Source organism: Pseudomonas sp. NY11955 (assembly GCF_048068035.1).
Classification (GTDB): Bacteria; Pseudomonadota; Gammaproteobacteria; order Pseudomonadales; family Pseudomonadaceae; genus Aquipseudomonas.
The window spans coordinates 112,731-138,408 of record NZ_JBLUPS010000006.1 but is presented as its reverse complement, the minus strand read 5'-3'; the positions used below and the strand labels follow the sequence as shown (position 1 = coordinate 138,408).

General features: G+C 63.6%; 21 protein-coding genes. 11 read left to right on the top strand and 10 right to left on the bottom strand.

Features of this window, described 5'->3' with window-relative positions; genetic code table 11:
• The first annotated feature begins 203 nt into the window (after nt 1-203).
• Nucleotides 204-1,055: a CAP domain-containing protein gene (locus ACNFBR_RS13550; protein ID WP_416735369.1), complete on the top strand. Its 852-nt coding sequence runs from the start codon at nt 204-206 to the stop codon at nt 1,053-1,055.
• Here the strand turns inward: ACNFBR_RS13550 and ACNFBR_RS13545 are convergent.
• Entirely contained in the window at nt 1,022-2,020 is a 999-nt protein-coding gene (locus ACNFBR_RS13545; RefSeq protein WP_416735368.1) for a GlxA family transcriptional regulator, read from the bottom strand. The two genes, ACNFBR_RS13550 and ACNFBR_RS13545, sit on opposite strands and share 34 nt — an antisense overlap.
• 102 nt (nt 2,021-2,122) lie before the next feature.
• Here ACNFBR_RS13545 and ACNFBR_RS13540 point away from each other — a divergent pair, with 102 nt between their 5' ends.
• Nucleotides 2,123-2,734 carry a LysE family translocator gene (locus tag ACNFBR_RS13540; RefSeq protein WP_416735367.1) on the top strand — a complete coding sequence of 204 codons (612 nt, stop codon included), beginning with the start codon at nt 2,123-2,125 and terminating at the stop codon, nt 2,732-2,734.
• Between the two features lie 45 nt (nt 2,735-2,779).
• On the opposite strand, the gene ACNFBR_RS13535 is transcribed toward ACNFBR_RS13540, so the two are convergent.
• Nucleotides 2,780-3,979: an MFS transporter gene (locus ACNFBR_RS13535; RefSeq protein ID WP_416735366.1), complete on the bottom strand. Its 1,200-nt coding sequence runs from the start codon at nt 3,977-3,979 to the stop codon at nt 2,780-2,782.
• A 105-nt stretch (nt 3,980-4,084) separates the two neighbouring features.
• Nucleotides 4,085-4,990 carry a LysR family transcriptional regulator gene (locus ACNFBR_RS13530; protein ID WP_416735365.1) on the bottom strand — a complete coding sequence of 302 codons (906 nt, stop codon included), beginning with the start codon at nt 4,988-4,990 and terminating at the stop codon, nt 4,085-4,087.
• 115 nt (nt 4,991-5,105) lie between these two features.
• Between ACNFBR_RS13530 and ACNFBR_RS13525 the strand changes: the two genes are divergently transcribed.
• The 4 genes from ACNFBR_RS13525 (at nt 5,106) to ACNFBR_RS13510 (ending at nt 11,308) form a co-directional block, all read left to right on the top strand.
• Nucleotides 5,106-5,453, top strand: coding sequence for a cupin (locus tag ACNFBR_RS13525; protein WP_416735364.1), 348 nt, complete (start codon nt 5,106-5,108; stop codon nt 5,451-5,453).
• Between the two features lie 306 nt (nt 5,454-5,759).
• Nucleotides 5,760-8,177, top strand: a complete 2,418-nt coding sequence (locus ACNFBR_RS13520; protein ID WP_416735363.1) for a glucose/quinate/shikimate family membrane-bound PQQ-dependent dehydrogenase — start codon at nt 5,760-5,762, stop codon at nt 8,175-8,177.
• 108 nt (nt 8,178-8,285) lie between these two features.
• Complete coding sequence (locus ACNFBR_RS13515; RefSeq protein ID WP_416735362.1) at nt 8,286-9,554, top strand: carbohydrate porin; 1,269 nt, start codon at nt 8,286-8,288, stop codon at nt 9,552-9,554.
• 251 nt (nt 9,555-9,805) lie between these two features.
• On the top strand, nt 9,806-11,308 hold the full coding sequence (locus ACNFBR_RS13510) for an amino acid permease (protein ID WP_416735361.1): 1,503 nt from the start codon (nt 9,806-9,808) through the stop codon (nt 11,306-11,308).
• A 114-nt stretch (nt 11,309-11,422) separates the two neighbouring features.
• Here the strand turns inward: ACNFBR_RS13510 and argE are convergent, their stop codons facing one another.
• Together argE and ACNFBR_RS13500 are read right to left on the bottom strand one after the other, a co-directional pair.
• A complete protein-coding gene (gene argE, locus ACNFBR_RS13505; protein ID WP_416735360.1) occupies nt 11,423-12,583 on the bottom strand; it encodes an acetylornithine deacetylase in 1,161 nt (386 codons plus the stop codon).
• The gene (locus tag ACNFBR_RS13500) at nt 12,576-13,253 is read right to left on the bottom strand and encodes a DUF1028 domain-containing protein (RefSeq protein WP_416735359.1); all 678 of its coding nucleotides are present in this window, start codon (nt 13,251-13,253) and stop codon (nt 12,576-12,578) included. The genes argE and ACNFBR_RS13500 overlap by 8 nt, the downstream gene beginning before the upstream one ends.
• A 339-nt stretch (nt 13,254-13,592) precedes the next feature.
• Between ACNFBR_RS13500 and ACNFBR_RS13495 the strand changes: the two genes are divergently transcribed.
• Nucleotides 13,593-14,912 carry a flavin-containing monooxygenase gene (locus tag ACNFBR_RS13495; RefSeq protein WP_416735358.1) on the top strand — a complete coding sequence of 440 codons (1,320 nt, stop codon included), beginning with the start codon at nt 13,593-13,595 and terminating at the stop codon, nt 14,910-14,912.
• A complete protein-coding gene (locus tag ACNFBR_RS13490; RefSeq protein ID WP_003247763.1) occupies nt 14,912-15,328 on the top strand; it encodes a RidA family protein in 417 nt (138 codons plus the stop codon). Before ACNFBR_RS13495 ends, ACNFBR_RS13490 begins: the two co-directional genes overlap by 1 nt.
• Before the next feature lie 52 nt (nt 15,329-15,380).
• On the opposite strand, the gene ACNFBR_RS13485 is transcribed toward ACNFBR_RS13490, so the two are convergent.
• The 4 genes from ACNFBR_RS13485 to pgm form a co-directional block, all read right to left on the bottom strand.
• On the bottom strand, nt 15,381-17,786 hold the full coding sequence (locus ACNFBR_RS13485; protein WP_416735357.1) for a TonB-dependent siderophore receptor: 2,406 nt from the start codon (nt 17,784-17,786) through the stop codon (nt 15,381-15,383).
• Nucleotides 17,787-17,852: 66 nt separating this feature from the next.
• Nucleotides 17,853-18,797: a FecR domain-containing protein gene (locus ACNFBR_RS13480; protein ID WP_416735356.1), complete on the bottom strand. Its 945-nt coding sequence runs from the start codon at nt 18,795-18,797 to the stop codon at nt 17,853-17,855.
• Nucleotides 18,794-19,306, bottom strand: coding sequence for a sigma-70 family RNA polymerase sigma factor (locus ACNFBR_RS13475; protein WP_416735355.1), 513 nt, complete (start codon nt 19,304-19,306; stop codon nt 18,794-18,796). Before ACNFBR_RS13475 ends, ACNFBR_RS13480 begins: the two co-directional genes overlap by 4 nt.
• 78 nt (nt 19,307-19,384) lie before the next feature.
• Nucleotides 19,385-21,022 (bottom strand): phosphoglucomutase (alpha-D-glucose-1,6-bisphosphate-dependent), encoded by a 1,638-nt coding sequence (gene pgm, locus ACNFBR_RS13470; protein WP_416735354.1) that lies wholly within the window; start codon nt 21,020-21,022, stop codon nt 19,385-19,387.
• 256 nt (nt 21,023-21,278) lie between these two features.
• On the opposite strand from pgm, the gene ACNFBR_RS13465 reads away from it, so the two are divergent.
• From ACNFBR_RS13465 to ACNFBR_RS13455, 3 genes are all read left to right on the top strand, one after another.
• A complete protein-coding gene (locus tag ACNFBR_RS13465; protein ID WP_416735353.1) occupies nt 21,279-21,926 on the top strand; it encodes a DUF1345 domain-containing protein in 648 nt (215 codons plus the stop codon).
• A 55-nt stretch (nt 21,927-21,981) separates the two neighbouring features.
• The gene (locus ACNFBR_RS13460; protein ID WP_416735352.1) at nt 21,982-22,944 is read left to right on the top strand and encodes an RHS repeat-associated core domain-containing protein; all 963 of its coding nucleotides are present in this window, start codon (nt 21,982-21,984) and stop codon (nt 22,942-22,944) included.
• A 377-nt stretch (nt 22,945-23,321) separates the two neighbouring features.
• Nucleotides 23,322-23,582, top strand: coding sequence for a DUF1652 domain-containing protein (locus tag ACNFBR_RS13455; protein WP_416735351.1), 261 nt, complete (start codon nt 23,322-23,324; stop codon nt 23,580-23,582).
• On the opposite strand, the gene ACNFBR_RS13450 is transcribed toward ACNFBR_RS13455, so the two are convergent.
• Nucleotides 23,579-25,666, bottom strand: a complete 2,088-nt coding sequence (locus ACNFBR_RS13450) for a putative bifunctional diguanylate cyclase/phosphodiesterase (RefSeq protein WP_416735350.1) — start codon at nt 25,664-25,666, stop codon at nt 23,579-23,581. The genes ACNFBR_RS13455 and ACNFBR_RS13450 overlap by 4 nt on opposite strands.
• Nucleotides 25,667-25,678: the final 12 nt, after the last annotated feature.

Here is a 25,678-nt window from a genome sequence, read left to right as displayed (position 1 = left end):
GTTTAGGTATTGTTTCTAGCCGATATTACGAATGATTACCAAGTGGTCGCACTTTTCCGCCGACCAGTGGTCTACTCCCTCTTTTGCCGCCCGCAACGATTGCCGGCGTTTTCATTGCATTGCACGAGCTAGGGCCAAAAGCCCCGGGCTTGTGTAGGATGAGCAGCGCATACCACGACGCTGCCAGTCATAGGGAGATCCACATGCGCGTCCTGTCATCCGTTGCCGCCTTGTCGCTGGGCCTGGTCGTTTCGACCGGGGCACTGGCTGTCACCGGCGAAGAGGCGCAACTGATCGATTCGATCAATGTCTACCGCAGCAAGGCCCAACCCTGTGGTGGCGAGGCGTCCCTGGAGCTGCCGCCGCTCAACAGCGACACCCGTCTGGCGCTGTCGCCAGAGGGCACCCGCGACTTGCAACAGGCCATGACCCGTGCGGCCTACCCCATGGTCAACGTCCAGGCCATCAGCCTGTCGGGGCCACGCGACGCGCGCGCCGCCATGCACGCCATCGAAGAAAGCTTCTGCCAGGTGGTGCTCGACCCGCAGTTCGTCGATATCGGCGTCAGCCAGGAGGGCCGCGATTGGCGCATTGTGCTGGCCCGGCCGCTGCTCAGCGGTCGCCTGGGTGACTGGCAAGCCGAGGGGCAGAAGGTGCTGCAGGAGATCAACGCGGCGCGCAAGGTGCCACGCCAATGCGGCGGCCAACCTTTCGCCGCCGCCCCTGCACTGAGCTGGAGCGCAGCCTTGGCCGGGGTTGCGGCCAATCATACGCGGGCCATGGCCAACCAGAACTTCTTCGATCACATCGACAAGGATGGCCGCACCCCGGGCGACCGCGCAGAACTGGCCGGGTACCTGTACCAGCAGATCGGCGAGAACATAGCCGCCGGGCGTGACACCGCGCACAAGGTGGTCGAGGGTTGGCTGGATAGCCCGGGGCACTGCGCCACGCTGATGAACCCGGACTTTCGTGAACTGGGGGCTGCCTATGCGGTAGACCCGAAGAGCGATGCGGGGATCTACTGGACGGGGTTGTTCGGCACGCCGCAATAAGTGCTGCCTGCGCGCAACTCCAGGGCCGTGCAACCAAACCGACGCCGCACGCATTTGCCCAGGTGGCTGGCATCCCCCAGGCCCACTTCATCGGCTATCTGCGCCAGGCTGTGGCTGGAGTTGAGCAAACGCCAGCGCGCCTGCTGCAAGCGCATCTCCAGCCACCAGGCCTTGGCGCTCATGCCCTGGCTGGCCTGGAACTGCCGGTCCAGTTGACGCCGGCTGATGCCCAGTTGCGTGGCCAGTTGCTCCACTGCCAGCGGCGTGCCCAGGTGATGGCGCATCAGCGCCTGCGCCCGCTGCACGTGTCGCCCCTGCCCACTGCCCAGCTCCAGCGAGCGCAAGGCATGGCGGCTGTCGCGGGTTTCGTCCACCAACATGTCTGCCAGCCCCTTGAGCGCACGGGTTCGCCCGCAAGTGCGCGATAGCAGCGCAACGGCCAGGTCGATGGCGGCGGTGCCGCCGGCGCACGTGATGCGATTGCCATCGATGCAATACAACTGCTCGTGCAGCAACTGCAACTGCGGAAACGCCGCACGAAACTCGGCCTCGTGGCGCCAGTGCACCACCACCTTGTGGCCCTGCAGCAGCCCACAAGCGGCCAGCAGGAAGGCACCGTTATCGACCCCCACCAGCTTGATGCCGGCTTTGCCGGCCTGGCGAAGCAGCGCCTTATAACGTGGCGCCAGCGCGGCAGTGGCCATGGCATTGCGACCGCCGAACACCACCAAGTAGTCGAAGCCGCTCAGGTCGAGCTGGCTGACAATCGCTTCGACCTGCAGCACCGCGCCACTGCTAGATGGCACCGGATCGAGGCTGAGCCCCGCCACCGTCCAACTGCAATAGCGCTGCTGGCTGTAGTCTTCGTCGTCGGCGCTGAAGCGGAGCTTGTCGAGAAAGGCGCCAAACGGCAGCAGGGCAAAATCCGGCAATGGCAGGATCAGCAGGCGGATGTCGGGCTGCATGGTAGCGTGTCCATAAACGACCATTGAATGTCCAAATCATACCCTATCAGCTTGAACGTCAGGCCCTAGACTGGCCCCCTCCAACTCATAAGGCATTTCAACATGGCCCTCGACACATGGCTCATTTACCTGTTGGCCAGCATCGGCCTGTCGCTGACCCCGGGGCCCAACAGCCTGTTGGCGCTGACGCATGGCGCCCTGTATGGCGCGCGGCGAACGTTGTTCACCATCGTGGGTGGGGTGTTCGGCTTCAGCGCCCTCATCGCCCTGGCCATGTTCGGCCTCAGCGCGTTGCTACAAACCTCCGCCTCGGTGCTGGGGGTTCTGAAGTGGGTGGGTGGCGCTTATCTGATCTGGCTAGGTGTTCAGCTGTGGCGCAGCCCGGGCCTGCAGCTGGAGCTGACCGAGCGCAGCGCGCGGCTTGGCAACGGCGGGCTGTTCCGCCAGGGCCTGCTGTCGGCCATGGCCAACCCCAAGGTGCTGCTGTTCTATGGTGCCTTCCTGCCACAGTTCATCGACCCACAACGTGGGCTGATGCTGCAGTTCGTGGTGATGGCCGCGACCTTTGCTAGCGTCGAGTTTCTGGTCGAGTACCTGTTGGCGCGCCTGGCGTTTCGCATTCGCCCTTGGCTGGCCAAGGGGGGTAAAGGTTTCAATCGCTGCTGCGGCAGCCTGTTTGCCTTGATTGGTGTGGCGCTGCCGCTTGGCCGGTAACTGCTGGCGCAGGTAGGCATGGTCATTGTGTGAGCACTTAACCGTTCAACCCCGGCGTGTCTTTAGCAGCAACACCACAAGCGCTATAGCCGGTAGCCCCGCCCCCACCAGCGCAACACCTTGCCAGCCAAACTGGCTGAACAACGCGCTGGCCACCGCCGACCCCAGCGCCCCGCCGAGGAAGATGCTGGTCATGTACACCGCATTCAGTCTCCCGCGGCTGGCCGGGTCCAGTGCATACACTTCGCGCTGGCCGATGACCATGTTCATCTGCACCGCAAAGTCCAACAGCACGCCGGTAAGGCCCAGGCCAATCACGCTGTAACCCGGTATTGTCAGCCCCAGCAACAAGGCCGCTGGCGCCAGCAGCAATGCCAGCAGCGAGCCGGTGTGGGTATGCCCGGCATCCGCCAGGCGGCCGGCCAGGGGCGCAGCAATGGCGCCCACCGCGCCGACCAGGGCGAACACGGCGATCTGGCTCTGCGACAAGCCATGCTCACCGGCCAGGGCCATCGGCACCGCCGTCCAGTACAGGCTGAACGCTGCAAACATCAATGCCTGGTACAGCGACCGTTGGCGCAACTGCGGATAACGGCGCAGCAGGGTGAGCAGCGACAACATCAGCCCGGCATAGCTGGCCTTGTGCTCGGGCCGCCGCTGCGGCAGGGTCAGGGCCAGTAACAAGATGATGGCCAGCATTACCCCGGCGGCGCCAATGAACACCGCACGCCAGCCGAAGTGGTCGGCCACCAGGCTCGACAGCGGGCGCGCCAGCAGGATACCCAGCAGCAGGCCCCCCATGATATTGCCCACCACCCGACCACGCTGCTGCTCCGGTGCCAGGTGCGCCGCCAGCGGGATAAGCATCTGTACCGACACCGAGCTGAAGCCGATCAGCAGTGCGTAACCCAGGAACAAAGGCCCCTGACCACTGCCGCTGGTGCCCGCGAGCAGCAGGCCGACGCAGGCCAGCACGGCGGTAGCCACCATCAAGCGGCGGTTTTCCAGCAGGTCGGCCAGCGGTACCAGTAACAACAGGCCCAGGGCATAGCCCAGCTGGGTGAGGGAGACGATCAGGCTGGCGTGCTCGGTGGACAGGCCCAGGTCCGGGGCGATCAACCCGACGATGGGTTGGGCATAGTAGATGTTGGCGACGATCGCGCCACAGCAGAACGCCAGCAGCACGACCAGAGCCCGGCTCAAGCTGGCGGTTGCCGGTTGCGCAGCCACAAGGGAGGGGTTCATGCGAGGTTCCTCGAAAATGGGTGAGATAGGCCGGCTACCTTACCCATGCACGTCGTAGCCGAGAATCCGGTGTTGGCGCAACGCGGCTTTGCGCGTTGCGCAACATTAAGCGCCGTGCTCCAGTATTTTTTCGCAAAAGTCGATGAAGGCGTTCACCCGCCTTGAGCCCCGATGGTTGGGCAGGTACAAGGCGTTGATGCTGTTGTTGGCCGTGCCAGGGCTGGCCTGCCAATCGGGGAACACCCGCTGCAGGCGCCCAGCCAGCACATCTTCGCGTACCAGCCAATCGGCCAGCAGCGCGATGCCGCTGCCTGCCAATGCCGTTTCGCGCAGCATGTCGGCATTGGCGCTGCGCAGTGGCCCGCTTACGTCCAGTTCCAGGCTCTCCTGGCCGCAGGCCAGGCGCCAGGATCGCGCTTTTTGCCCGTAGCGAAAACGCAGGCAGGCGTGCTCCAGCAACTGCCGGGGGTGTAGCAGTGGCTCACGCCCGGCCAGGTAGGCCGGGCTGGCTACCAGCCAACGCTGGAAGCGACCGAGCTGACGGCACACCAGTTCGTCATTGGGCGAAGGATCACCCAAGCGAATCGACAGATCGTAGCGCCCGTCGAGCAGGTCATCCAGGCGGTCGCTGAGGTCGATGTCCAGCTCCAGCGCCGGGTACCTTGCCAGAAACGGCCCCAGATGCGGGGCGACGACCCGCCTGCCGAACTCGACCGGCAAGCACAAGCGCAATACACCGACGGGCTCCTCACCGCGATCGGCGACGCTGGCATCGGCTTCATCCAGCGCTTCGAAAATGCCCCGTGCGCGCTCGTAGTAGCGCGCTCCGGCCTCGGTCAGGCTGACCTGTCGCGTCGAGCGGTTGAGCAAGGTGGCGCCCAACGCCGTTTCCAAGGCATCGACCAGGCGCGTCACCGACGAGGTCGCCAGCCCAAGCTTGCGCGCAGCCGCAGAAAAACCCTGGGCATCGACGGTGGCCACGAACATTTTCATCGCCAGGAGTTTGTCCATGTGCTGGCCGTCTTCCAAAACTCAGAAAGTTCTTACAATCAGCCGGGCGGGTCAAGGCGCGCGCAGTCCGGCAATTGCATCCATAGTGGAATCAACCCTTTCAAACGAGGTTGCCATGACACCGAACAACTTGCTGACTGCCCTGCCACCCTGCGATCCCACCAGTGCCGAACGTGTCGATCAACTGCTCAGCCGCCCTGGTGTGCGCGTCGAGCGCATCGTCTCCAGCGGCCAGGCCAGCCCACCCGGCTTCTGGTACGACCAGGCCGAAGGCGAGTGGATCGTTCTGCTCAGTGGCGCTGCCGGCCTGCGTTTCGAACACGAGCAGCACACCCGCCTGCTGGCGCCGGGCGATTGCCTGGACATTGCGCCGCACTACCGCCACCGCGTGGAGTGGACCGCCCCTGGCACTGCGACCATCTGGCTGGCGGTGTTCTACAGCAGCGCACAGTGGCCATTGTAGGAGCAGCCTTGTGCTGCGAAAGGGCCGTTACGCCAGGCAGTCATGCTGTGGTGCTAACGGCCCTTTCGCAGCGCAAGGCTGCTCCTACAAAGCGCACAACTCGCTCGACGAAAGTATGAGTGCAGCTTTTTAGGCGCCACGTGAAGACTGCATTTAATGCGCTTTTCAGTACCTGATCTAGAATTTTAGCCACACCTTAGCAAGTTCACCCCTGCGACAATCAGCCCCAGAAAATTATGTACCAACTTGTTAATTAGCAAGCTAAGGGCTTAGACTGCGCGCATTCCACCTGCTGAGATCCCTGGCATGAACGAAACACCGCGCGCCTCTGGCGCCACAAACATCATTCTGGTCGGCCTGGGCGTGATCATCGCCTTGCTCGGCCTCCTCCTGGCGGCTGGCGGCGTCAAGCTCGCCGGCCTGGGCGGTTCCTGGTACTTCCTCGTCGGCGGCCTGGCCATGGCCATCGCCGGTGTGCTCATCGCTCGCCGCAAGAAGGCTGGCGCCTGGCTGTATGCCCTGTTCCTGGTCGGCACTGCGGTCTGGGCACTGATCGACGCCGGCCTGGTGTTCTGGCCGCTGTTCTCGCGCCTGTTCATGTTCGGCGCAATCGGCATGCTGGTGGCACTGGTCTACCCGCTGCTGGCGCGTACCAACGGCGCCAGCACCGGTCGCGCTGCCTACGGCATCGCCGGGGTAATGGCCGTGGCGCTGGCGATCGCTGCCGGCAACATGTTCGTTGCCCACCCAAGCGTCGCCCCCACCGGCAAAGGCCCGGGCATGACCCCGGTGGAAACCGGCAAGGAGCAGAAGGACTGGGCCCACTACGGCAACACCGAAGGTGGCAGCCGCTTCGCCGCGCTGGACCAGGTCAACCGTGACAACGTCAACCAGCTGAAAGTGGCCTGGACCTACCACACCGGTGACGTCGCCATCAGCGACGGCAACGGTGCCGAAGACCAGCTGACTCCGCTGCAGGTCGGCAACAAGGTGTTCATCTGCACCCCGCACAACAACCTGATCGCCCTCGATGCCGACACCGGCAAAGAGCTGTGGAAGAACGCAATCAACGCCCAGTCCAAGGTCTGGCAGCGTTGCCGTGGCATGGCCTACTTCGACGCCACTGCCGCCATCGCCCAGCCAACCCAGCCGAACAGCTCGCCGATCGCTGGCGGTAGCGTAGCGGCCGGTGCCAACTGCCAGCGTCGCCTGCTGACCAACACCATCGACGGCCGCCTGATTGCCGTCGACGCCGACAATGGCGAGTTCTGCCAGGGTTTCGGCAACAATGGCCAGGTCAACCTCAAAACCGGCCTGGGCAATGTCCCGGACTCCTATTACCAGCTGTCCTCCGCACCGCTGATGGCCGGCACCACCGTGGTGGTCGGCGGCCGCGTGGCCGACAACGTCCAGACCGACATGCCAGGCGGCGTGATCCGTGGCTTCGACGTGATCACCGGTGAAATGCGCTGGGCCTTCGACCCGGGCAACCCGGAAGATCGCCAGGCACCGCAGGGCGACAGCACCTACGTGCGCAGCACCCCGAACAGCTGGGCACCGATGTCCTACGACCCGGCGATGAACACCGTGTTCCTGCCGATGGGCTCGTCGTCCACCGACATCTACGGCGTGGAGCGCAGCAAGCTGGACCACACCTACGGCGCTTCGGTGCTGGCCCTGGACGCCACCACCGGTAACCAGAAGTGGGTGTTCCAGACCGTGCACAACGACCTGTGGGACTTCGACCTGCCCATGCAGCCAAGCCTGATCGACTTCACCAAGGACGACGGCCAGTCGGTACCTGCGGTGGTGATCGGCACCAAGGCCGGGCAGATCTACGTGCTCGACCGCGCCACCGGCAAGCCGCTGACCCAGGTCGACGAGGTACCGGTCAAGCCAAGCAACATCCCCAACGAGCCGTATTCCCCAACCCAGCCGAAGTCGGTAGGCATGCCGCAGATCGGCGCGCAGACCCTGACCGAATCGGACATGTGGGGGGCGACCCCCTATGACCAGCTGCTGTGCCGTATCGACTTCAAGAAGATGCGCTACGACGGCCTGTACACCGCGCCAGGCACCGACCTGTCGCTGAGTTTCCCAGGTTCGCTGGGCGGCATGAACTGGGGCAGCATTTCCACCGACCCGGTGCATGGCTTCATCTTCGTCAACGACATGCGCCTGGGCCTGTGGATCCAGATGATCCCGTCGCAGAACAAAGGTGGCGCAGCTTCCGGTGGCGAAGCCCTGAACACTGGCATGGGCGCGGTACCGCTCAAGGGCACCCCCTATGCCGTGAACAAAAACCGCTTCCTGTCGGTAGCCGGCATTCCATGCCAGGCCCCGCCGTTCGGCACCCTGACCGCCATCGACATGAAGACTCGCCAGGTGGCCTGGCAGGTTCCGGTGGGCACCGTTGAAGACACCGGCCCGCTCGGTATCCGCATGCACCTGCCGATCAAGATCGGCCTGCCGACCCTCGGCGGTACCCTGTCGACTCAGGGCGGCCTGGTGTTCATCGCCGGCACCCAGGACTTCTACCTGCGCGCCTACGACAGCAGCAACGGTAACGAAATCTGGAAAGCTCGCCTGCCAGTGGGCAGCCAGGGCGGCCCGATGACCTACGTTTCGCCGAAGACCGGCAAGCAGTACGTGGTGATCACCGCTGGCGGCGCCCGCCAGTCGACCGACCGTGGCGACTACGTGATTTCTTACGCGCTGCCGTAAGACCGCGTCGCCTGCTTCGCGGGCACGCCCGCTCCCACAGGGCCGACACCGGCCATGTGGGAGCGGGCGTGCCCGCGAAAGGCCCCAAAGACAACCCGAGATTCAGCAATGCCATCCGCAATTCGCATCACCCCCACCTTGCTGCTGGCCCTGGCCAGCACCACCGCCCTGGCCGACGGCGACCTGATGACCCGCAGCACCCTGACCGGTGACTGGGGCGGCCTGCGTCACCAACTCGAAGAAGACGGCGTCAAGATCACTGGCGACTACAGTGGCGAAACCGCGTACAACGCCCACGGTGGTTTGCACCGCTCGGCGCGCTATTCACAGAACGTCAAGCTGGGCGTGCAGTTCGACCTGTCGAAACTGTACGGCCTGGACAACGGCGGCAAAGTCCAGCTGACCATCAACGACCGCCGCGGCAACAGCGCTTCCGAAGACCTGGTAGGCAACCGCCTGCCGATTCAGGAAAACTTCGGTGGCCTGTACACCCGCCTGACCGAGCTGAGCTACGAGCGTACCCTGTTCACCCCGGCTCTCAACGTCAAGCTCGGCTACATGGCCATGGGCAACGACCTCGGCGGCCTGGACAGCGGAATCCTGTGCAACTTCATGAGCGCCGGTTTCTGCGGCCACCCGCTGAACATGTCCGGTGGCAGCGGCTGGACCAACTACCCCAATGCCCACCTCGGCGTGCGGGTGAAGTACGACCTGTCGCCTGCCTGGCAACTGCGCGTGGCGGCGTTCAACGTCGACCCCGAGAGCAACGGCAACTCCAGCCGCGCCTGGCACCTGGGGCCCAAGCACACCACCGGCACCGTGGTCCCGGTGGAGCTGGTGTACAAGCTACAGGGTGAACTGCCGGGCGAGTACAAGTTGGGTTACTACTACGACAGCTCGGACGTGAAGCGCATTGGCAGCGATGATGAAGTGTCCGGCCGCGCTGGCCACTACCTGCTGGTCGACCAGGCGGTGTGGAACGACCAGGCTTCACCAGGCCGTAGCCTGCACGCCTTCGGCCAATACTCGGCGTCGAGCAAGGCCGCCTCACCGTTCACCAAGTGGTATGGCGCCGGTGTGGTGCTGTACAAGCCATTCGAAGGTCGCCCGAAGGATACCGTGGCACTGGGTTACGGCCGCGCCGTACCCAACCCGCGTAGCCGCGATGTGCTGGAAGAGGCCGCTTTCAACGCTGGCCAGCAGTTCCCAGACATCGACAGCGCCGAGCAGTTGATCGAACTGAGCTATGGCTACCAGGCCACACCGTGGCTGAACCTGCGCCCGGATGTGCAATACATCATCGAGCCGGGAGCGTTCTCCGGTAAGGACATCGACAACGCGCTGGTGGTTGGCCTGCAGGTCAAGGCCTCCTTCTAGATCGCTGGGGCCGCGTTGCGGCCCATTCGCGGGTGAACCCGCTCCCACAGATATGGACTGCCCCCAAGAAGTTGGACACCAATCCAACTTTTCGGGGGCAGTCCAGATACCTCACTGCCCTTGCGCCCGGCGCTGCCCCTGTGGGAGCGGGTTTACCCGCGAAAGGGCCGGTACTGAAAAAACACGGTCAACTGGCACACACCCTCCCCTCGGTCTTTACTCAACCCTTCACCGCAGGGAGAGCCAGGCCAATGAGCACTGCAACGGAAGGCAAACTGAACGTTTGGGCGCTCACTGCCCTGGTGGTGGGCTCCATGGTCGGCGCCGGGATCTTCTCGCTGCCTGCCACCTTCGGCCGTGCCACTGGCGGGCTCGGCGCGATCATCGCCTGGTGCATCGCCGGCCTCGGCATGCTGATGCTGGCCTTCGTGTTCCAGACCCTCGCCCGGCGCCGCCCGGACCTCGACTCGGGCATCTACGCCTACGCCAGCGCCGGTTTCGGCAGCTACCTTGGCTTTGCCTCGGCCTTCGGCTTCTGGGCCGGCACCTGCATCGGCAACGTGTCCTATTTCATCCTGATCAAGTCGACGCTGGGCGCTTTCTTCCCGGTGTTTGGCGACGGCAACACGGTCGCCGCCATCGCCGTGTCTTCGGTACTGCTTTGGGCCTTCCACTTTCTAGTAATGCGCGGCGTGCAGCAGGCAGCCGTCATCAACTCCATCGCCACGGTAGCCAAGATGATTCCGATCCTGGTGTTCATCGTGGTGATCATCGCCGCCTTCGACAGCGGCCTATTCAGCCAGAACTTCTGGGGCACCCCCATGCTCGGCCCGGCAGCGGACCTGGACCATCTCGACGACTACGGCCGTGTCGGGCATGCCGCCGCCGAATTACTGCCGCCGGGCGAATCACTGTTCGAACAGGTGCGCAGCACCATGCTGGTGACCGTGTTCGTGTTCCTCGGCATCGAAGGTGCCAGCGTTTACTCGCGTTACGCACGTAACCGCCGCGACGTCGGCATCGCCACGGTGCTCGGTTTTGTCGGCGTGCTGTGCTTGCTGGTGCTGATTACCCTGCTCAGCTATGGCGTGATGCTGCGCCCGGAGCTGGCCGGGTTGCGCCAGCCGTCGATGGCTGGGGTGCTGGAGGCGATTGTCGGGCGCTGGGGGGCGATCTTCATCAGCATCGGCCTGATCATCTCGGTGCTGGGCGCCTATCTGTCGTGGACCCTGCTGGCCGCCGAGGTGCTGTATTCGGCCGCCCACGACCAGGCCATGCCGGCCTTTCTCACCCGGCAGAATCCGCACCAGGTACCTTCGGCGGCCCTGTGGCTGACCACCTTGTTCGTGCAGCTGTTCCTGCTGCTGACCTGGTTTACCGAATACGCCTTTACCTTGGCACTGGAACTGACCAGTTCGCTGACCTTGATTCCTTATCTGTTGGTGGCAGCCTATGCCCTGAAGCTGGCAATCAGCCGGGAGACATACGAGCAGGATGCCGGCGAGCGTGGCAAGGACCTGCTGGTGGCCTTGCTGGCGACTGCCTATGCGGTGCTGATGGTGTGGGCAGGCGGGATGAAATACCTGCTGCTGTCGGCGGTGATCTATGGGCCGGGTACGCTGCTGTACATCAAGGCCAGGATGGAGCAGCAGCGGCAGGTGTTCAGCGGGTTCGAGCGGGTGGTGTTCGCGCTGGTGGTGCTGGGGGCGGTGATTGCTGTCTACGGGCTGGTCAGCGGGGCAATCGAGATCTGAAATTCAAGCTGATGGCCTCTTCGCGGGCTCGCCCGCTCCCACAGGTACTGCATAACCTTCGAGATCTGTGGGGTCCCTGTGGGAGCGGGCAGGCCCGCGAAGCAGCCAAAGCGGTCATTCCTGCTTGAGGTAATCCACCAGCCTGATCAGCATGGCATCACAGCCCTGCAACTGCTCGACACTGACGAACTCATCCGGCTTGTGCCCCTGGTCCATACTGCCAGGCCCACACACCACGGTCGGAATGCCCGCCTGGTCGAACAACCCGCCTTCGGTACCAAACGCCACCGTGCCGAATTCATCCGAACCGCTGAGCAACGCCACCAACCGCGCAGCTTCGCTGTCCTTCGCAGTAGCCAGCCCCGGGTACGCACTGAGCGGTTCCAGGCGAATGGCGCTGGCGGCATCGACCTTGCGCATGCGTGGCAACAACTCGGCCTCTGCATAAGTCTGTAGTTGGTCGGCCACCGCCTGCGCCTCGAAGCCTGGCAGCGCGCGCACTTCGAAATCGAATTCACATTCGGCCGGCACGATGTTCAGCGCCCTGCCCCCTTTGATCACTCCGGTCTGCACCGTGGAGAACGGCGGGTCGAAGCGCTCGTCGTGATGCTGCGGCAACGCCAGGGCATCGCCGATGTCGCCCAGCTTGCCAATCAGCTTCGCCGCGTATTCGATGGCATTCACCCCATACGGCGCATACGCCGAGTGACAGGCCGCACCCTGCACCTGGCAGCGCATTGCCAGCTTGCCCTTGTGCCCCAGCACCGGCTTGAGCTCGGTGGGTTCGCCAATCAGGCAAAGTCGCGGCTTGTGCGGGCGCTGCTCGAGTGCAGCCAGCATGGAGCGCACGCCCAGGCAGCCGACTTCTTCGTCATAGGAAAATGCCAGGTGCACCGGCATGCGCAGCGGCTGGGCGAGAAAAGCGGGCACTGCCGCCAGCACCGACGCGATAAAGCCTTTCATGTCGGCTGCGCCGCGACCATACAGGCGCCCATTACGCTCAGTCAGGACAAACGGCTCGACCGTCCAGGCCTGGCCGTCCGCCGGCACCACATCGGTATGCCCGGACAGCACCACGCCGCCAACGTCCTTGGGGCCGATGCTGGCGAACAGGTTGGCTTTGGTGCCCTCCGGGTTATGGAACAGTTCGCTTTCCACCCCCAGCTCGGCCAGGTAATCACGGATGAAGCCGATCAACGCCAGGTTGGAGTCGCGGCTGACAGTGGCAAAACCGATCAGCCGGGCCAGCAGCGCACGGCTGGCAAACTCACTCATCGCCTGGCACTCCGTAGCTTGGCGCGGCGGTCGGGTTGAGGGCGCGGGTGACGTAATCCTGCATTTGCGGGCGATAGGCCTGCCACAAGCCGTCGAGCACGCCGATCGGGTCGGCATCGGCCCAGTCGACGCGCAGGTCCACCAGCGGCCAGGTCAACTCGCCAGCAATCTTCAACGCCGCCGAGTGCACCGGCCCGGCTTCGCCACCGGCGGCCATCGCCGCGTGCATGGCCGCCAGCAGGCGGTCGGCCAAGTGCCCACCCGCCTGCTCGAAAGCCAGCACCATGGCGTCTATTACCTGAGTAGAAGACAGCAGGTTGCCCGCCGCTGCGCATTGTTCGCCGGCCACCGCATGGTGGGTACCCAGCGCTTCACGCCCCGTGAACAACGCCACTTGCCCCTGGCTGTCGATCACCGTGACTTGGCGATATTCACTCCAGCCATTGGCGCTCAACACCCGGTCCAGGGCTGCGGCGGGCGGCAACTGGCCCTGCTCCAGGGCATCGAGAATCTGCGGGCCCAACGCCGGCAGGGTGATGTTCTGGGTCGAGACTGCGCCGACACCTGCGCGCACCCACGGGCAACGGGCGCCCACGGCGATGCTCGACGAGCTGATGGCGATACCGACCTGGCCGGTTTCCTGGCAACGACCGATGATGGAGAAGGTCATGGTGAAGCTCCTGTTGTCCTGTGCGATGCAGGGCATTCTGGGCTCAACCTTCTGCCCCACGAAACCAACATTTTCCGAGGGGTTAGGCAGGAAAAAACTGTGCTGGGGCCGAGATCGAGCGCCGCCCGCGCGGCGCATCGCGAGCGAAGCTCGCTCCTACGTTTGTTTCGGGCCAGTCTCTCCTGGGCAAGGCCACAAGATTCGAGGCCTTCGCCGTTTTATCGGCAAGCACCAGCTAAATACTATTTTCGCCATTTGTGCGGCATCCCTAGTCTGGCCCCAGGTAACGGCGGTCCTCCAAACCGACCTGACAAAAACCGCCTGAACAAGGGCTCGGACATGACACTGAACAACCTCGAAATCGACACCCTCGTCGTCGGCGCCGGCCAGGCCGGCGTGGCCATGAGCGAACACCTGAGCAAGCTTGGCGTGCCGCACCTGGTGCTGGAACGCAACCGCATCGCCGAGGCCTGGCGCACCGGCCGCTGGGACTCGTTGGTCGCCAACGGCCCGGTCTGGCACGACCGTTTCCCAGGGCTGGAATTCAACCTCGATGCCGACGCCTTCGCCGGCAAGGACCAAGTGGCCGACTACTTCGAGCAGTACGTACGCAAGTACAACCTGCCCGTACGCACCGGCATTGAAGTAAAGCGCGTGGTGCGCAACAGCGACCGCCCAGGCTTCACCATCGAAACCAACGAAGGCGTGATTCGCGCCAACCGCGTAGTCGCCGCCACCGGCCCGTTCCAGAAACCGGTGATCCCGGCCATCGCGCCGAAAGACAGCAACTTGCACCAGATCCACTCCGCCGCCTACTTCAACCCCGAGCAACTGCCGGAAGGCGCAGTGCTGGTGGTAGGTGCCGGCTCCTCCGGCGTGCAGATCGCCGAAGAGTTGATGCGCGCCGGGCGCCAGGTGTACTTGTCGGTCGGCGCCCACGACCGCCCGCCGCGTGCCTACCGCAACCGCGATTTCTGCTGGTGGCTGGGCGTGCTGGGCGAGTGGGACGCGGAAATCGCCAAACCAGGTCGCGAGCACGTGACCATCGCCGTCAGCGGCGCCCGTGGTGGTCATACCGTGGACTTCCGCGCCCTCGCCCACCAAGGCATGACACTGGTCGGCCTGACCCAGTCGTTCGACAACGGCGTGGCGCGCTTCCAGGACAACCTGGTCGAGAACATCAACCGTGGCGACGACAACTACCTGGCCCTGCTGGATGCCGCCGATGCCTACATCGAACGCAACGGCCTGGACCTGCCGCAAGAGCCCGAAGCGCGTCAGCGCCTGGCCGACCCGGAGTGCATGCGCAACCCGCTGCAGCAGCTTGACCTGGCCAAGGCCGGCGTCAACAGCATCATCTGGGCCACCGGTTACGGCGTGGACTTCAGTTGGCTGCAGGTAGACACCTTCGATGCCAACGGCAAGCCCCAGCACCAACGCGGCGTGGCCCGCGAACCGGGCGTGTACTTCCTCGGCCTGCCGTGGCTGTCGCGCCGTGGCTCGTCGTTCATCTGGGGGGTGTGGCACGACGCCAAGCACGTCGCCGGCCACATCGCCACGCAACGCACCTATACCGCCTACCGCGACCGCGAGCAGCGCGCAGCGGATGAGCAACAACCCGCCAAGATCAGCAACGTCAGCACCCTCGGAGCCCACTGATGCCTACCCATACTCGCATTCGCATGTTCAACACCAAGGAAACCTACCCCAACCAGACCCTGGACAACGACCTGTGCCAGGCCGTGCGGGCAGGCAACACCATTTATGTGCGGGGCCAGGTCGGTACCGACTTCGAAGGCAAGCTGGTGGGCCTGGGTGACCCCCGCGCACAAACCGAGCAGGCGATGAAGAACGTCAAGCAGTTGCTTGAAGAGGCAGGCTCCGACCTGTCGCACATCGTCAAGACCACCACCTACATTACCGACCCGCGCTTCCGCGAGCCGGTGTACAAGGAAGTGGGCAAATGGCTCAAGGGCGTGTTCCCGATCTCCACCGGGCTGGTGGTGGCCGGGTTGGCCCAGGCCGAGTGGCTGATGGAGATCGACGTGATCGCCGTGGTACCGGATCAGGAATGACCTGCAGCCTGCACGGCGGGTGGCAACTGCCGCCTGCCGTGCAGGGCCACGCCTAGAAGCCGACGGTCGCAGACACCAGGTAGGTACGCGGCGTAGACAGTGTAAGCCCTGGCTCACTGTCATCCGATGCACCGGCCGAGCTCCAGTAGCGATCATCCAGCACGTTTTCGACACTGGCCCGCAGGGTGACCTCGGTGGCGTCCACCTTGAAGGCATAGCGCGCCCCTAGGTCGTAGCGTTCCCAACCCTCGATCTGTTTGCTGTTGTTCTGGTCCAGGTACTGCGAACTTGAATGGATACCCCGCGCCGTCAAGGTCAGGCCGTTCACCCCCGGCACATCCCATTCCGCGCCCAGGTTGACGTTGTACTCGGGTGTAGCCGGCGCACGGTTGCCATCGTAGGCACCACCGACGGTGTCGGTCAGCTCGCTGTCGATGTACATCACCCCACCCAGCACCCGCACGCCTTGCATTGGCTCGCCGAACACACTCAGCTCGATACCACGGTTGTCACGCTTGCCGTTGGGACCGAACACCCGTGAGGTGGCGTTGGTCTCGTAGGCGGGCTGGCGAATGCGGAAAGCGCTGGCGGTGAAGGCCACCTGACCCAGGTCGTACTTGGCCCCCACTTCGACCTGGCGGCTGGTGAACGGCGGGAAGATCTGGTCTTCGTTGATCGAGGTCGATGGCGCGATCTTGCCTTGGCTCAAGCCCTCCATGTAATTGGCGTACAACGACAGCTGGTCGGTGACCTTGAGCAGCAGGCCAGCCGAAGGCGAGACCTTTTCTTCGTCATAGGCCGTGTCGCCTTTGACGCCGTCGCTCCAGTCGTCCACCTGCACGCGTTGCCAGCGCGCGCCCAGGGTCAGCAGCAGGCGGTCATCGAAAAAGCCCAGGGTGTCGGCCAGGGCCACGCCGGAAAAGCGGTTTTCCGTATAGACCTCGGGGTCGATGCGGGTTGGCGTGCCGGGTGTCGGTGTGGCTACCGGGTTGTAGAGGTTGCTCGGCGCCGAAGCATAGCGTGCACCACCGTTGGTGAAATCCATGTAGAAATAGCTGGCGGCCAGGTTCAACTCATGGCTGACCGGCCCGGTATGCAACCAGCTGCGCAGGCCCGCCATGGCTGTGCGTACCGACTCATCTCGGGTGAAGTCGCGCGGCTGCACGGTGAAGTCGCCAGCGTCGTTGGTGATCGACACATTGTGGCGCAGGAAGTCATGGTTACTTTTGCGCGCGCCGACTGCGCCATAAGCCAGCAGCGATTCACTGATATCGTACTCGGCATTCAGCGCACCGAAGGTGTCGTTGGTGCGCGCCTTGCTCCAGGCTTGGGCGTAGTTGCGGCGCACATCGTTGGCATCCGGCACCTTGGCATTGGCGCCGACCAGCACGCGCTCCTGCGGGGCGTCGGTATCGCGCTCGGTATGGCCGAGGTCTGCCGACAGCCGCAGGCGCTCGCCACGAAAGTCCAGGCCCAGTACCGCCATCTCGCGGTCAACGCGCTGGTGGTCCCATTCGGTGTCACCGGCCTGCTTCACACCATTGAAGCGCACGCCAAACTGCTGGCCTTCACCAAAGCGTCGGCCAATGTCCACGGCACCGCCTGCCTGGCCAGCCGATGCATAGCTGCCGGTAAACTCGGTGATCGGCTTGTCGCCGGCCCGCTTGGGCTGCACATTGATCCCGCCGCCCACGCTGCCACGCGGCGAGATGCCATTGATCAGCTGGCTGGGGCCTTTGATGATGTCGACCCGGTCGGCCATTTCCATATCGATCGAGTAGGTCGGCAATATGCCGTACAGGCCGTTGTAGGCCACATCGCTGTTGAACAGGCTGAAGCCGCGAATGGTGAACTGCTCGAAGCGCCCGCCAGCCGGGTTGGTGGCGCGTACCGAGGGGTCAGTGGCAATCAGCTCGCCCAAGGTGCGCGCCTGCTGGTTCTTCACCAGTTCGCTGGTGTAGCTGGTAATGCTGAACGGGGTTTCCATGAAATCGCGCGAGCCCAGCAGGCCCTGAGCACCCTGGCGAGCCACCTGACCACCGGCGTATGGTTGCGTCTCGCTACCGGCAGCCAGGCCGCCGACGATGCTGGTCGGGGCAATTTCCAGCGCGCCGCTGGCCTGTGGCGCTGGCACCAGGGTGAAGGCGCCCTCACCCACCGGCATCAACTGCAGGCCGCTGTCGCGCAGCAGTTGCAGGAAGCCTTCTTCGACACTGTAGTTTCCGGACAGGCCGCTGCTATGCCGGCCTTGGACCAATGCGGGGTCCAGCGAAAGGCTGACACCGGCCTGGTCGGCGAAATGGGTCAACGCGGTGCCGAGGCTGGCTGGTGCTACCTGGTAGGTACGCCGGGCAGGTTCATCGGCCCAGGCCGGTGCACACAACAACAGGCCCATCGCGAACAACGGATGTGCTGCACGCGCCAGTGGGCGCAGGCGGCAAGACTTTACTGCAGGCATTGAACAAGGCTCCCCTTTATTTTCTCCTACCGGTAATGACCGGCGAGTGAAAAAAAGGGGACAGCTTCATGCGCGATTTTCTCGCGCGGCCAGGCTCACCCAATAACGCGTGCGGGTATGCACCTGCAACGGCAGGCTGGCGGCCAGCAAGGCCAGCACCCGGTCGGTATCGTCAAGGCGGAATGTGCCGGTAACACGCAGGCCCTCAAGCGCAGGTGCCCAACGCAACACGCCAGGGCGGTACCTGCGCAGCTCGTGCAGCAACTCCCCCAGTGGGCGGTCATCCAGCCGCAGCGCGCCTTCGCGCCAACCCAGTCGCCATGAATCGAACGCTGTTACCGGGCCGACGCTCGCCGCCTGCAAACTGGCCTGCTGCCCGGCTTGCAACATCACCGCCGGGCCACGTAACGGCTGCAGGCTGGCCATACCCTTGACCACCGACACCCGGCAGGCCTCATCGAACAGGCGCAGGCACACCTCACCCTCACTGAGCAGCACGCGGCCGTATGGCACCTGCAGCGTCAGGCCCTGGCCGCCAGGCACTTTGACTGCCACTTCACCGCGCAGCAGTGCCACGTGGCGTTTGTCCAGGTCGATATCGACCGCACTGTCGGTATTCAACTGCACGAATGTGCCGTCGCTTAGCAATACCTGCCGACGCTCACCCACCGAGGTGCGCAGGTCGGCGGTCCAGGCATCCAGCGGCAGCTCGCGGCTCACCAGCCAGGCCGTCGGCAGCAGTGCGGCCACGCCCAGGGCTTGTTTGAGCAGCGCCCGACGGCCGGCATCCGGGCGGTCCAGGGTGGCCATCGCCAACGCCCCGGGCAAGCCGGAAAAACGCGCGCGCAGCAGGGCTGCCTTTTGCCAGGCGTCTTCATGCAAGCTGCTGCTGGCGCGCCATTGCGCCAAGCGCCGCAACTCCGTCTCGCTGGCGTCGCCAGAATCCAGCAGCGCCAGCCAACGGGCCGCAGCACGCAGCGCTTCGCGCGTTTCGGGGGCATGGTGGGTCATTGCAGGTCGGCCAGCAGACAATGTTCGTATGCCTGCGCCATGTAGCGTTTGACGGAGCGTTCGCAAACACCCAGGCGCTTGCCAATTTCAGCGTAACCCAGGCCTTCCAGCTGGCTCCAGAGAAAGGCTTTGCGCACCGGCGCCTTCAGGCCGTCGAGCAATTCATCCAGTGCTTGCAGGGTTTCCAGCAACACCCAACGCTGCTCTGGCGAAGGCACATACTGCTCGGGCAGGTTGGCCAGGGCATCAAGGTAGGCTTGCTCCAGGCTGCGCCGCTGGTGGAAGTTGCTCAGCAGGCGCTTGCCCACGGTCAGCAGGTAGGCCCGTGGCTCACGAATGTCAGCCAATGACTGTGAACTGGCCAGTACCTTCAGAAAGGTATCCTGGCTGAGGTCGGCAGCATCCCAGGCATTGCCCAGGCGCCGGCGTAGCCAGGTTTCAAGCCAGCCGCGATGCTCCCGGTACAGGGCAGGCAGGCTAGGCTCCGGTGGCGGCGCGGCATCGATCATGGGGAAGGCCCTGCGGCGGCGTAAATAAGATTAATTCTAATTTACAGCACACCGCAGTACCAAGTGCTTTGTTACCGGTCAGGCAATTGCCGCATCTACCAGCACTTGAGCTTCCTGTACCAGGCGCTGCAAGTGCGCCTCGTCGATGAAGCTTTCGGCATAGATCTTGTAGATGTCTTCGGTACCCGACGGGCGTGCGGCGAACCAGCCGTTGGCGGTCATCACCTTCAACCCGCCAATGGCCTGGCCATTACCCGGAGCGTGACTGAGGATCTGCACGATCGGCTCGCCAGCCAGCTCGGTCGACTTCACCTGCTCCGGCGCCAGCTTGCTCAGCAGTGCTTTCTGCCGGGCGTCTGCCTTGGCCTCGACGCGGGTGGCGAACGGCTTGCCCAGCGCTTCGGTCAGGTCGGCGTAGGCCTGACTTGGGTTACGCCCGGTGCGGGCGGTCATTTCGGCGGCGAGCAAGGCCGGGATCAACCCGTCCTTGTCGGTGGCCCACACCGAACCATCGCGGCGCAGGAACGAAGCCCCTGCACTTTCTTCGCCACCAAAACCGAGCGAACCGTCGAACAGGCCCTGGGCGAAGAACTTGAAGCCAACCGGCACCTCATACAGCGCGCGGCCCAGGCGCTGGGTAACCCGGTCGATCAGGCCACTGGAGACCACGGTCTTGCCTACGGCGGCGTCGCTGCGCCATTGCGGGCGGTGGCGATACAGGTAGTCAATCGCCACGGCCAGGTAGTTGTTGGGCTGCAGCAGGCCGTCGGCGGTGACGATGCCGTGGCGGTCGTGGTCCGGGTCGCAGGCGAAGGCTACGTCGAAGCGCTCGCGCAGGCCGATCAAGCCCTGCATGGCATAGGGCGAGGAAGGGTCCATGCGGATCTGGCCGTCCCAGTCGACGGTCATGAAGCGGAAGGTCGGGTCGACCTCGGTGTTCACCACTTCCAGGTCCAGCTGATAGTGCTCGGCAATCGCCGACCAGTAGCGCACCCCTGCCCCGCCCAATGGGTCGACGCCCAGGCGCAGCTTGGCGCCACGGATGACGTCGAAGTCGATGACGTTTTCCAGGTCGGCCACATAGTTGCTCACGTAATCGTGGCGCTGGGTGGTCGGCGCCTGCAGGGCCTGGGCATGGTCCATGCGCTTGACGCCCGCCAGGTTCGCCGCCAGCAGTTCGTTGGCCTTGGCCTCGATCCACTTGGTCACGTCACTGTCGGCCGGGCCGCCATTGGGCGGGTTGTACTTGAAGCCACCGCTTTGCGGCGGGTTGTGCGACGGGGTGATGACGATGCCGTCGGCCAGCCCCTGCTGGCGGCCACGGTTGTAGCAAAGGATGGCGTGGGAAACGGCCGGCGTGGGCGTGTATTCGTCATCCTTGGACAGCATCACCTGCACGCCATTGGCGGCGAGCACCTCCAGGGCGCTGGCGGTGGCCGGTGCCGACAGGGCGTGGGTGTCGGCGCCGATGAACAGCGGGCCGTCGATACCCTTTTCCTGACGGTACAGGCAGATGGCCTGGGTAATGGCCAGGACATGGTACTCGTTGAAGCTCAATTCCAGCGAAGTGCCCCGGTGACCCGAGGTGCCGAAGGCCACCCGCTGGGCCGCCACGGCAGCGTCGGGGCGGCCGGTGTAGTAGGCGGTGAGCAGCCGGGGAATATCGACCAGCACGCTGGCCGGAGCCGGCTTGCCTGCCAAAGGACTGAGCGTCATGCAAAAACCTCGAGTTCAACGGATGTTGGTGTTGGAGCGTGCAGTGTACTGAGAGTTGCAGGGGCGTGCGATGGGGGGCAATGAAGAACAGACGACTCAGCCTGGGTAGGAGCAGCCTTGTGCTGCGAAGAGGCCGGCTTGGGCAACCCGCTTCTGCAATTTGGAGGGCCTCTTCGCAGCACAAGGCTGCTCCTACAAGGCCCTGCGCCAGTGTCTTGGTCTAGAGTACAAGCCATATCCCTGCAAAAGAGGCCCCATGGCTTTCCACCGCCTGACCCGTACCCACCCCCGCCTGAGCCTCGCCGCAGCAGTCGGCCTGGTTGGCGCCTGGCTGATCCCCGCCGGTGATACCGTGCAGCACATCCTCGCCGGCTGGAACCTGGGGGTGTGGCTGTACCTGTTGCTGGTGCTGTACCTGAGCTGGAACGCAAACCCCGACAAAGTCCGCAAGGTCGCCCGCGTCGAGGACGAAAACGCGGGCCTAGTCCTGCTTACCGTGTGCATCGCCGCCATCGCCAGCCTTGCTGCGGTCACCCTGCAACTGGTCTCCAGCCGTGGCCTGCAAGGCGCAGACCTGGCCCTGCACTACCTCTACACCGGCCTGACCGTGGCCGGTTCCTGGCTGCTGATTGGTTGCATCTTCAGCCTGCATTACGCCCGGCTGTTCTATACCGGGCAGAATCACGAGCCACCGCTGCGCTTCGCCGATGGCGAGCGCAACCCGGACTATTGGGACTTTCACTACTTCTCGTTCACCATCAGCGTGGCGGTGCAAACGTCAGATGTGGGGGTTGCAGGGAGAGGATTGCGGCGGGTGGTGCTGGCACATTCGCTGGTGGGGTTCGTGTTCAATACGGCGATTTTAGGTTTCACTATCAACATTGCTGCCGGACTCCTCGGTTGAGCCACTATCACCAATACCCTTACCTGCATAGCTAATATTTCTACCAGTAGACTCGATGAAAAAATCGGCTTACTTTTCTTGCGTCGTAAATAATTACAGCTATGAATACGGCCGACTTCTCATGAACAAAAACAGATATTTTTACAAAAGCGGGATGTTGATTACTGAAACAGGCACTTCATCGAAACAGTATTTACGTGCACGCGGAGTAACCTTCGGCCAGAGAAATTCGGGCTCCACCGCATGGCACCTGCCACACTGTGATAGTGCGACGACTGTGCTAGGCTTCTCGTCTGCACCCTCAAGATGCAGATACTCAGCCTATGGTTTTCGAGAAGCGAACCCGAATATGCCTGCCCTCGGTTTTACTGGCCAACGCCTCGAAAAGGTCACTGGATGCTACCCTTTGGGCAACGGGCATCGGTTCTATTCGCCATTACTGATGCGCTTCATTCAGGCAGATGCGTTATCACCGTTTTCCGCTGGCGGAATGAACGCATACGCTTACTGCCTGAACGACCCCATTAATCGCCACGATCCAAGCGGACGATTCTTCGAGTGGCTTAGGCAACGTGTATCCAGATTAAACCGCTGGCTTTCTCCGCAAACGCCGCCGCCATCCAGACGAAGCTCATTGAGCCAACAAGACACCACCATAGACATAGGCACGCCAACACCGCCGCCATCCAGACGAAACTCATTGACCCTAGAGCCAACACCCCAGATCGACAGGCTCCGCCAGGCCGCACTCGATTACACATACCATGTAATCGATAATGCTGTGGATGATTTGATGCGCGTCCCAAGCCTCATGGCACGGCAATGGGAGAGGCTTCCGCGACCAGTCCGATCAGCGATTATATTCATTGCCTACCCAAGAATCATTGGGCAACGATCTAACCAGTTCCCGGAAGACGTCCAGGTAGGGATTTTCTATGGCGGACGTTTTCTTCCTGCCCCGACTGCAGCGACGGACGTATCAGGCGATATAAGAACTGGCTCCTTTGTGCCTGTATAACCAGTCGCCTTCTATACTCGCAACCCGACGACCGAACAATCTCGCGCACTTAACCTGGACTGAATATTTTTATTCCCGGTGAACCCATTCACACAGGGCCACTACGACCGTTTGTCTGAAAGGCAGTAGTAATGATGTCGAGCACAGCGATCGGACCTCAAGGACATGCCCGCTCCGATTGTCCGAGGAACACGTTTGCCATGGGGACATCGGAGAAGCTGCACCCATGGCAAGAGTGTGAACGCTGTCATGCATTGGCACATTTGTCGTATTTGCAACCGAGAATCACGCGTGGCAGCTGCTATGTTTACATTCCCGGCAGCCGCATCAATGTGGCCATCCGCTCACCACGTCCAGGCACGGACAAGGAGGCAGGCATGAACAAGATGACATTCCCCAACGCCTGCCAGGTGATGCGCTGGCATTTCCACCCACTGGGCTTCGAGGCCAGCATGGATGCGCCGCGCAGCATGGTCGCGCGGTTGTTCGACCGCGCCAGCGGTGAAACCCTGCTGGCGATTGCCGGCATCCCTTGTGCGGCGATCATGGCCGCCGCCGATGTAGAGCGCATCATCGAGGCCGTCGAGGCGGAGATGGATGCCTTCCTACCCGCCTTTACCCTACGTGACGCCGTCTAGCCCGCGGCAGTGCTTTCCTCGCCCATGGCCTGCAACTTGCCCATGAACTGCTCGGCCGGCACAGGCTGGCCCAGCAGGTAGCCCTGCAGAGAATCACACCCCAGGCGCGTCAGGAAGTCCTGTTGCTTGTCGGTCTCCACCCCCTCGGCAACGATGCGCAGGCCCAACGCCTGGCCCAGTGCAACAATCGCGGATACGATCGCAGCGTCGTCGCTGTCCTGCTCCAGGTCGCGCACGAAGCCACGGTCGATTTTCAGCTCGTTGGCCGGCAGGCGCTTGAGGTACATCAGGCTGGAATAACCGGTGCCAAAGTCATCGATCGACAGGTCCACGCCCATGTCGGACAGGCGCTGCAGCACGGTCAGGCTGGCATCGGCGTCGTGCATGGCGGTGGTTTCGGTGATTTCCAGGGTGAGGCAATTGGCGGGCAAGCCGTTGTGCTGCAGGGCGCGGGCCACGCTCTCGACCAGTCCGGCGTGGCAGAACTGAATGGCCGACAGGTTCACCGCCATGCGCCAACCGTGGTGGCCTTGATCCAGCCATTGGCGCATCTGCCGGCATGCTTCATCCAGCACCCACTCACCGATAGGAATGATCAGGCCGGTCTTTTCCGCCAAACCGATGAAGCGGTCTGGCAGCAGCAGACCCTGCTGCGGGTGCTCCCAGCGCAGCAACGCCTCGGCCCCGATCGGCTGGCAGGCCTGGGCGTCGAACTTGGGCTGGTAATGCAGGCGGAACTGACGCTGCTCCAGGGCCTGGCGCAAGTCCTGCAGCAGCTGCAGTTGCTGGCGGGCGTTGCTGTTCATCGACACATCGAAGAAGCTATAGCCGTTTTTGCCGGCGCTCTTGGCGTGGTACATGGCCGCGTCGGCATTGCGCAGCAACTCATGCTGGTCCTGGCCGTTGCCCGGGTACAGAACGATGCCCAGGCTCGCCGACAGTTGCAGGTCATGTTCGGCCACGCGGAATGGCCGTGACACCAGGTTGACCTGTTTCACCGCCACATCCATGGCATCGTTCGGCTCCTGCAGCTCCACCAGCAGCACGAACTCGTCGCCGCCGATACGCGCCAGGGTGTCCTGGCTGTGCAAGTGGCCGCGCAGTCGTGTCGCCACTGCCTTGAGCAGCAGGTCGCCGATGTGATGACCGAAGGCATCGTTGACCGGTTTGAACCCGTCCAGGTCGATGAACATCAGGGCGAAACAGCCGCCCTGCTCCGCCACCTTGGCGATGGCCTGCTCGATGCGGTCGGCCAGCAAGGTGCGGTTGGGCAGGTCGGTGAGGGTGTCGTGCAGGGCCAGTTGGGTCAGTTCCTGGTTGGCCAAGGTCAGCGAACGGGCCAGCTCGGCGGTACGGGCCTCGAGGCGAGCATCCAGCACCGAGGTCAACAAGGCCACTGCCAGTACTGCCAGGGTGGTGATCAGTACCAGGTAGACCAGGCCCTCACCCTGCAGCCCGCCGCCCAGCGCACCACAGAAGCTGCCCTCGGGGAAATTCGCCGCCGCCATGCCGGTGTAATGCATGCCAACGATGGCAAAGCCCATCACCACCGCCGCCAGGCCGCGGATCTGCCGCACATAGGGGGTATGCCTGCGCAGGCGGAAGGCGATCCACAACGCCGCCGCCGAGGCGCCCACGGCAATCAGCAGCGAGGCACCGAACAGCGTCGGGTCGTAATCGATACCCGGCAGCATGCGCAGCGCGGCCATGCCGGTGTAGTGCATGCAAGCGATACCCGCGCCCATGATCAGCGCACCGAACCCCAGTTGCAGCCCCGGCAGGCTCGGCTGGCTGACCAGCCACAAGGCAAAGCCCGAGGACAGCACGGCGATCAGCAGCGAAAACGCGGTCAGGGCAAGGTCGTAACCCAGGTCGATGGGCAAGCTGAAGGCAAGCATGCCAATGAAGTGCATCGACCACACGCCAATGCCCATGGCCAGCGCACCACCGCCCATCCACAGGTAGGCCGCGCGGCCCTTGGCCGTGGCGATGCGGCCGGTCAGGTCAAGGGCGGTATAGGACGCCAGAATCGCCACGCACAGCGAAATCAACACCAGCGAAGAGGAGTAGCTACCGGTCAGCATTGGGAGTTCCAG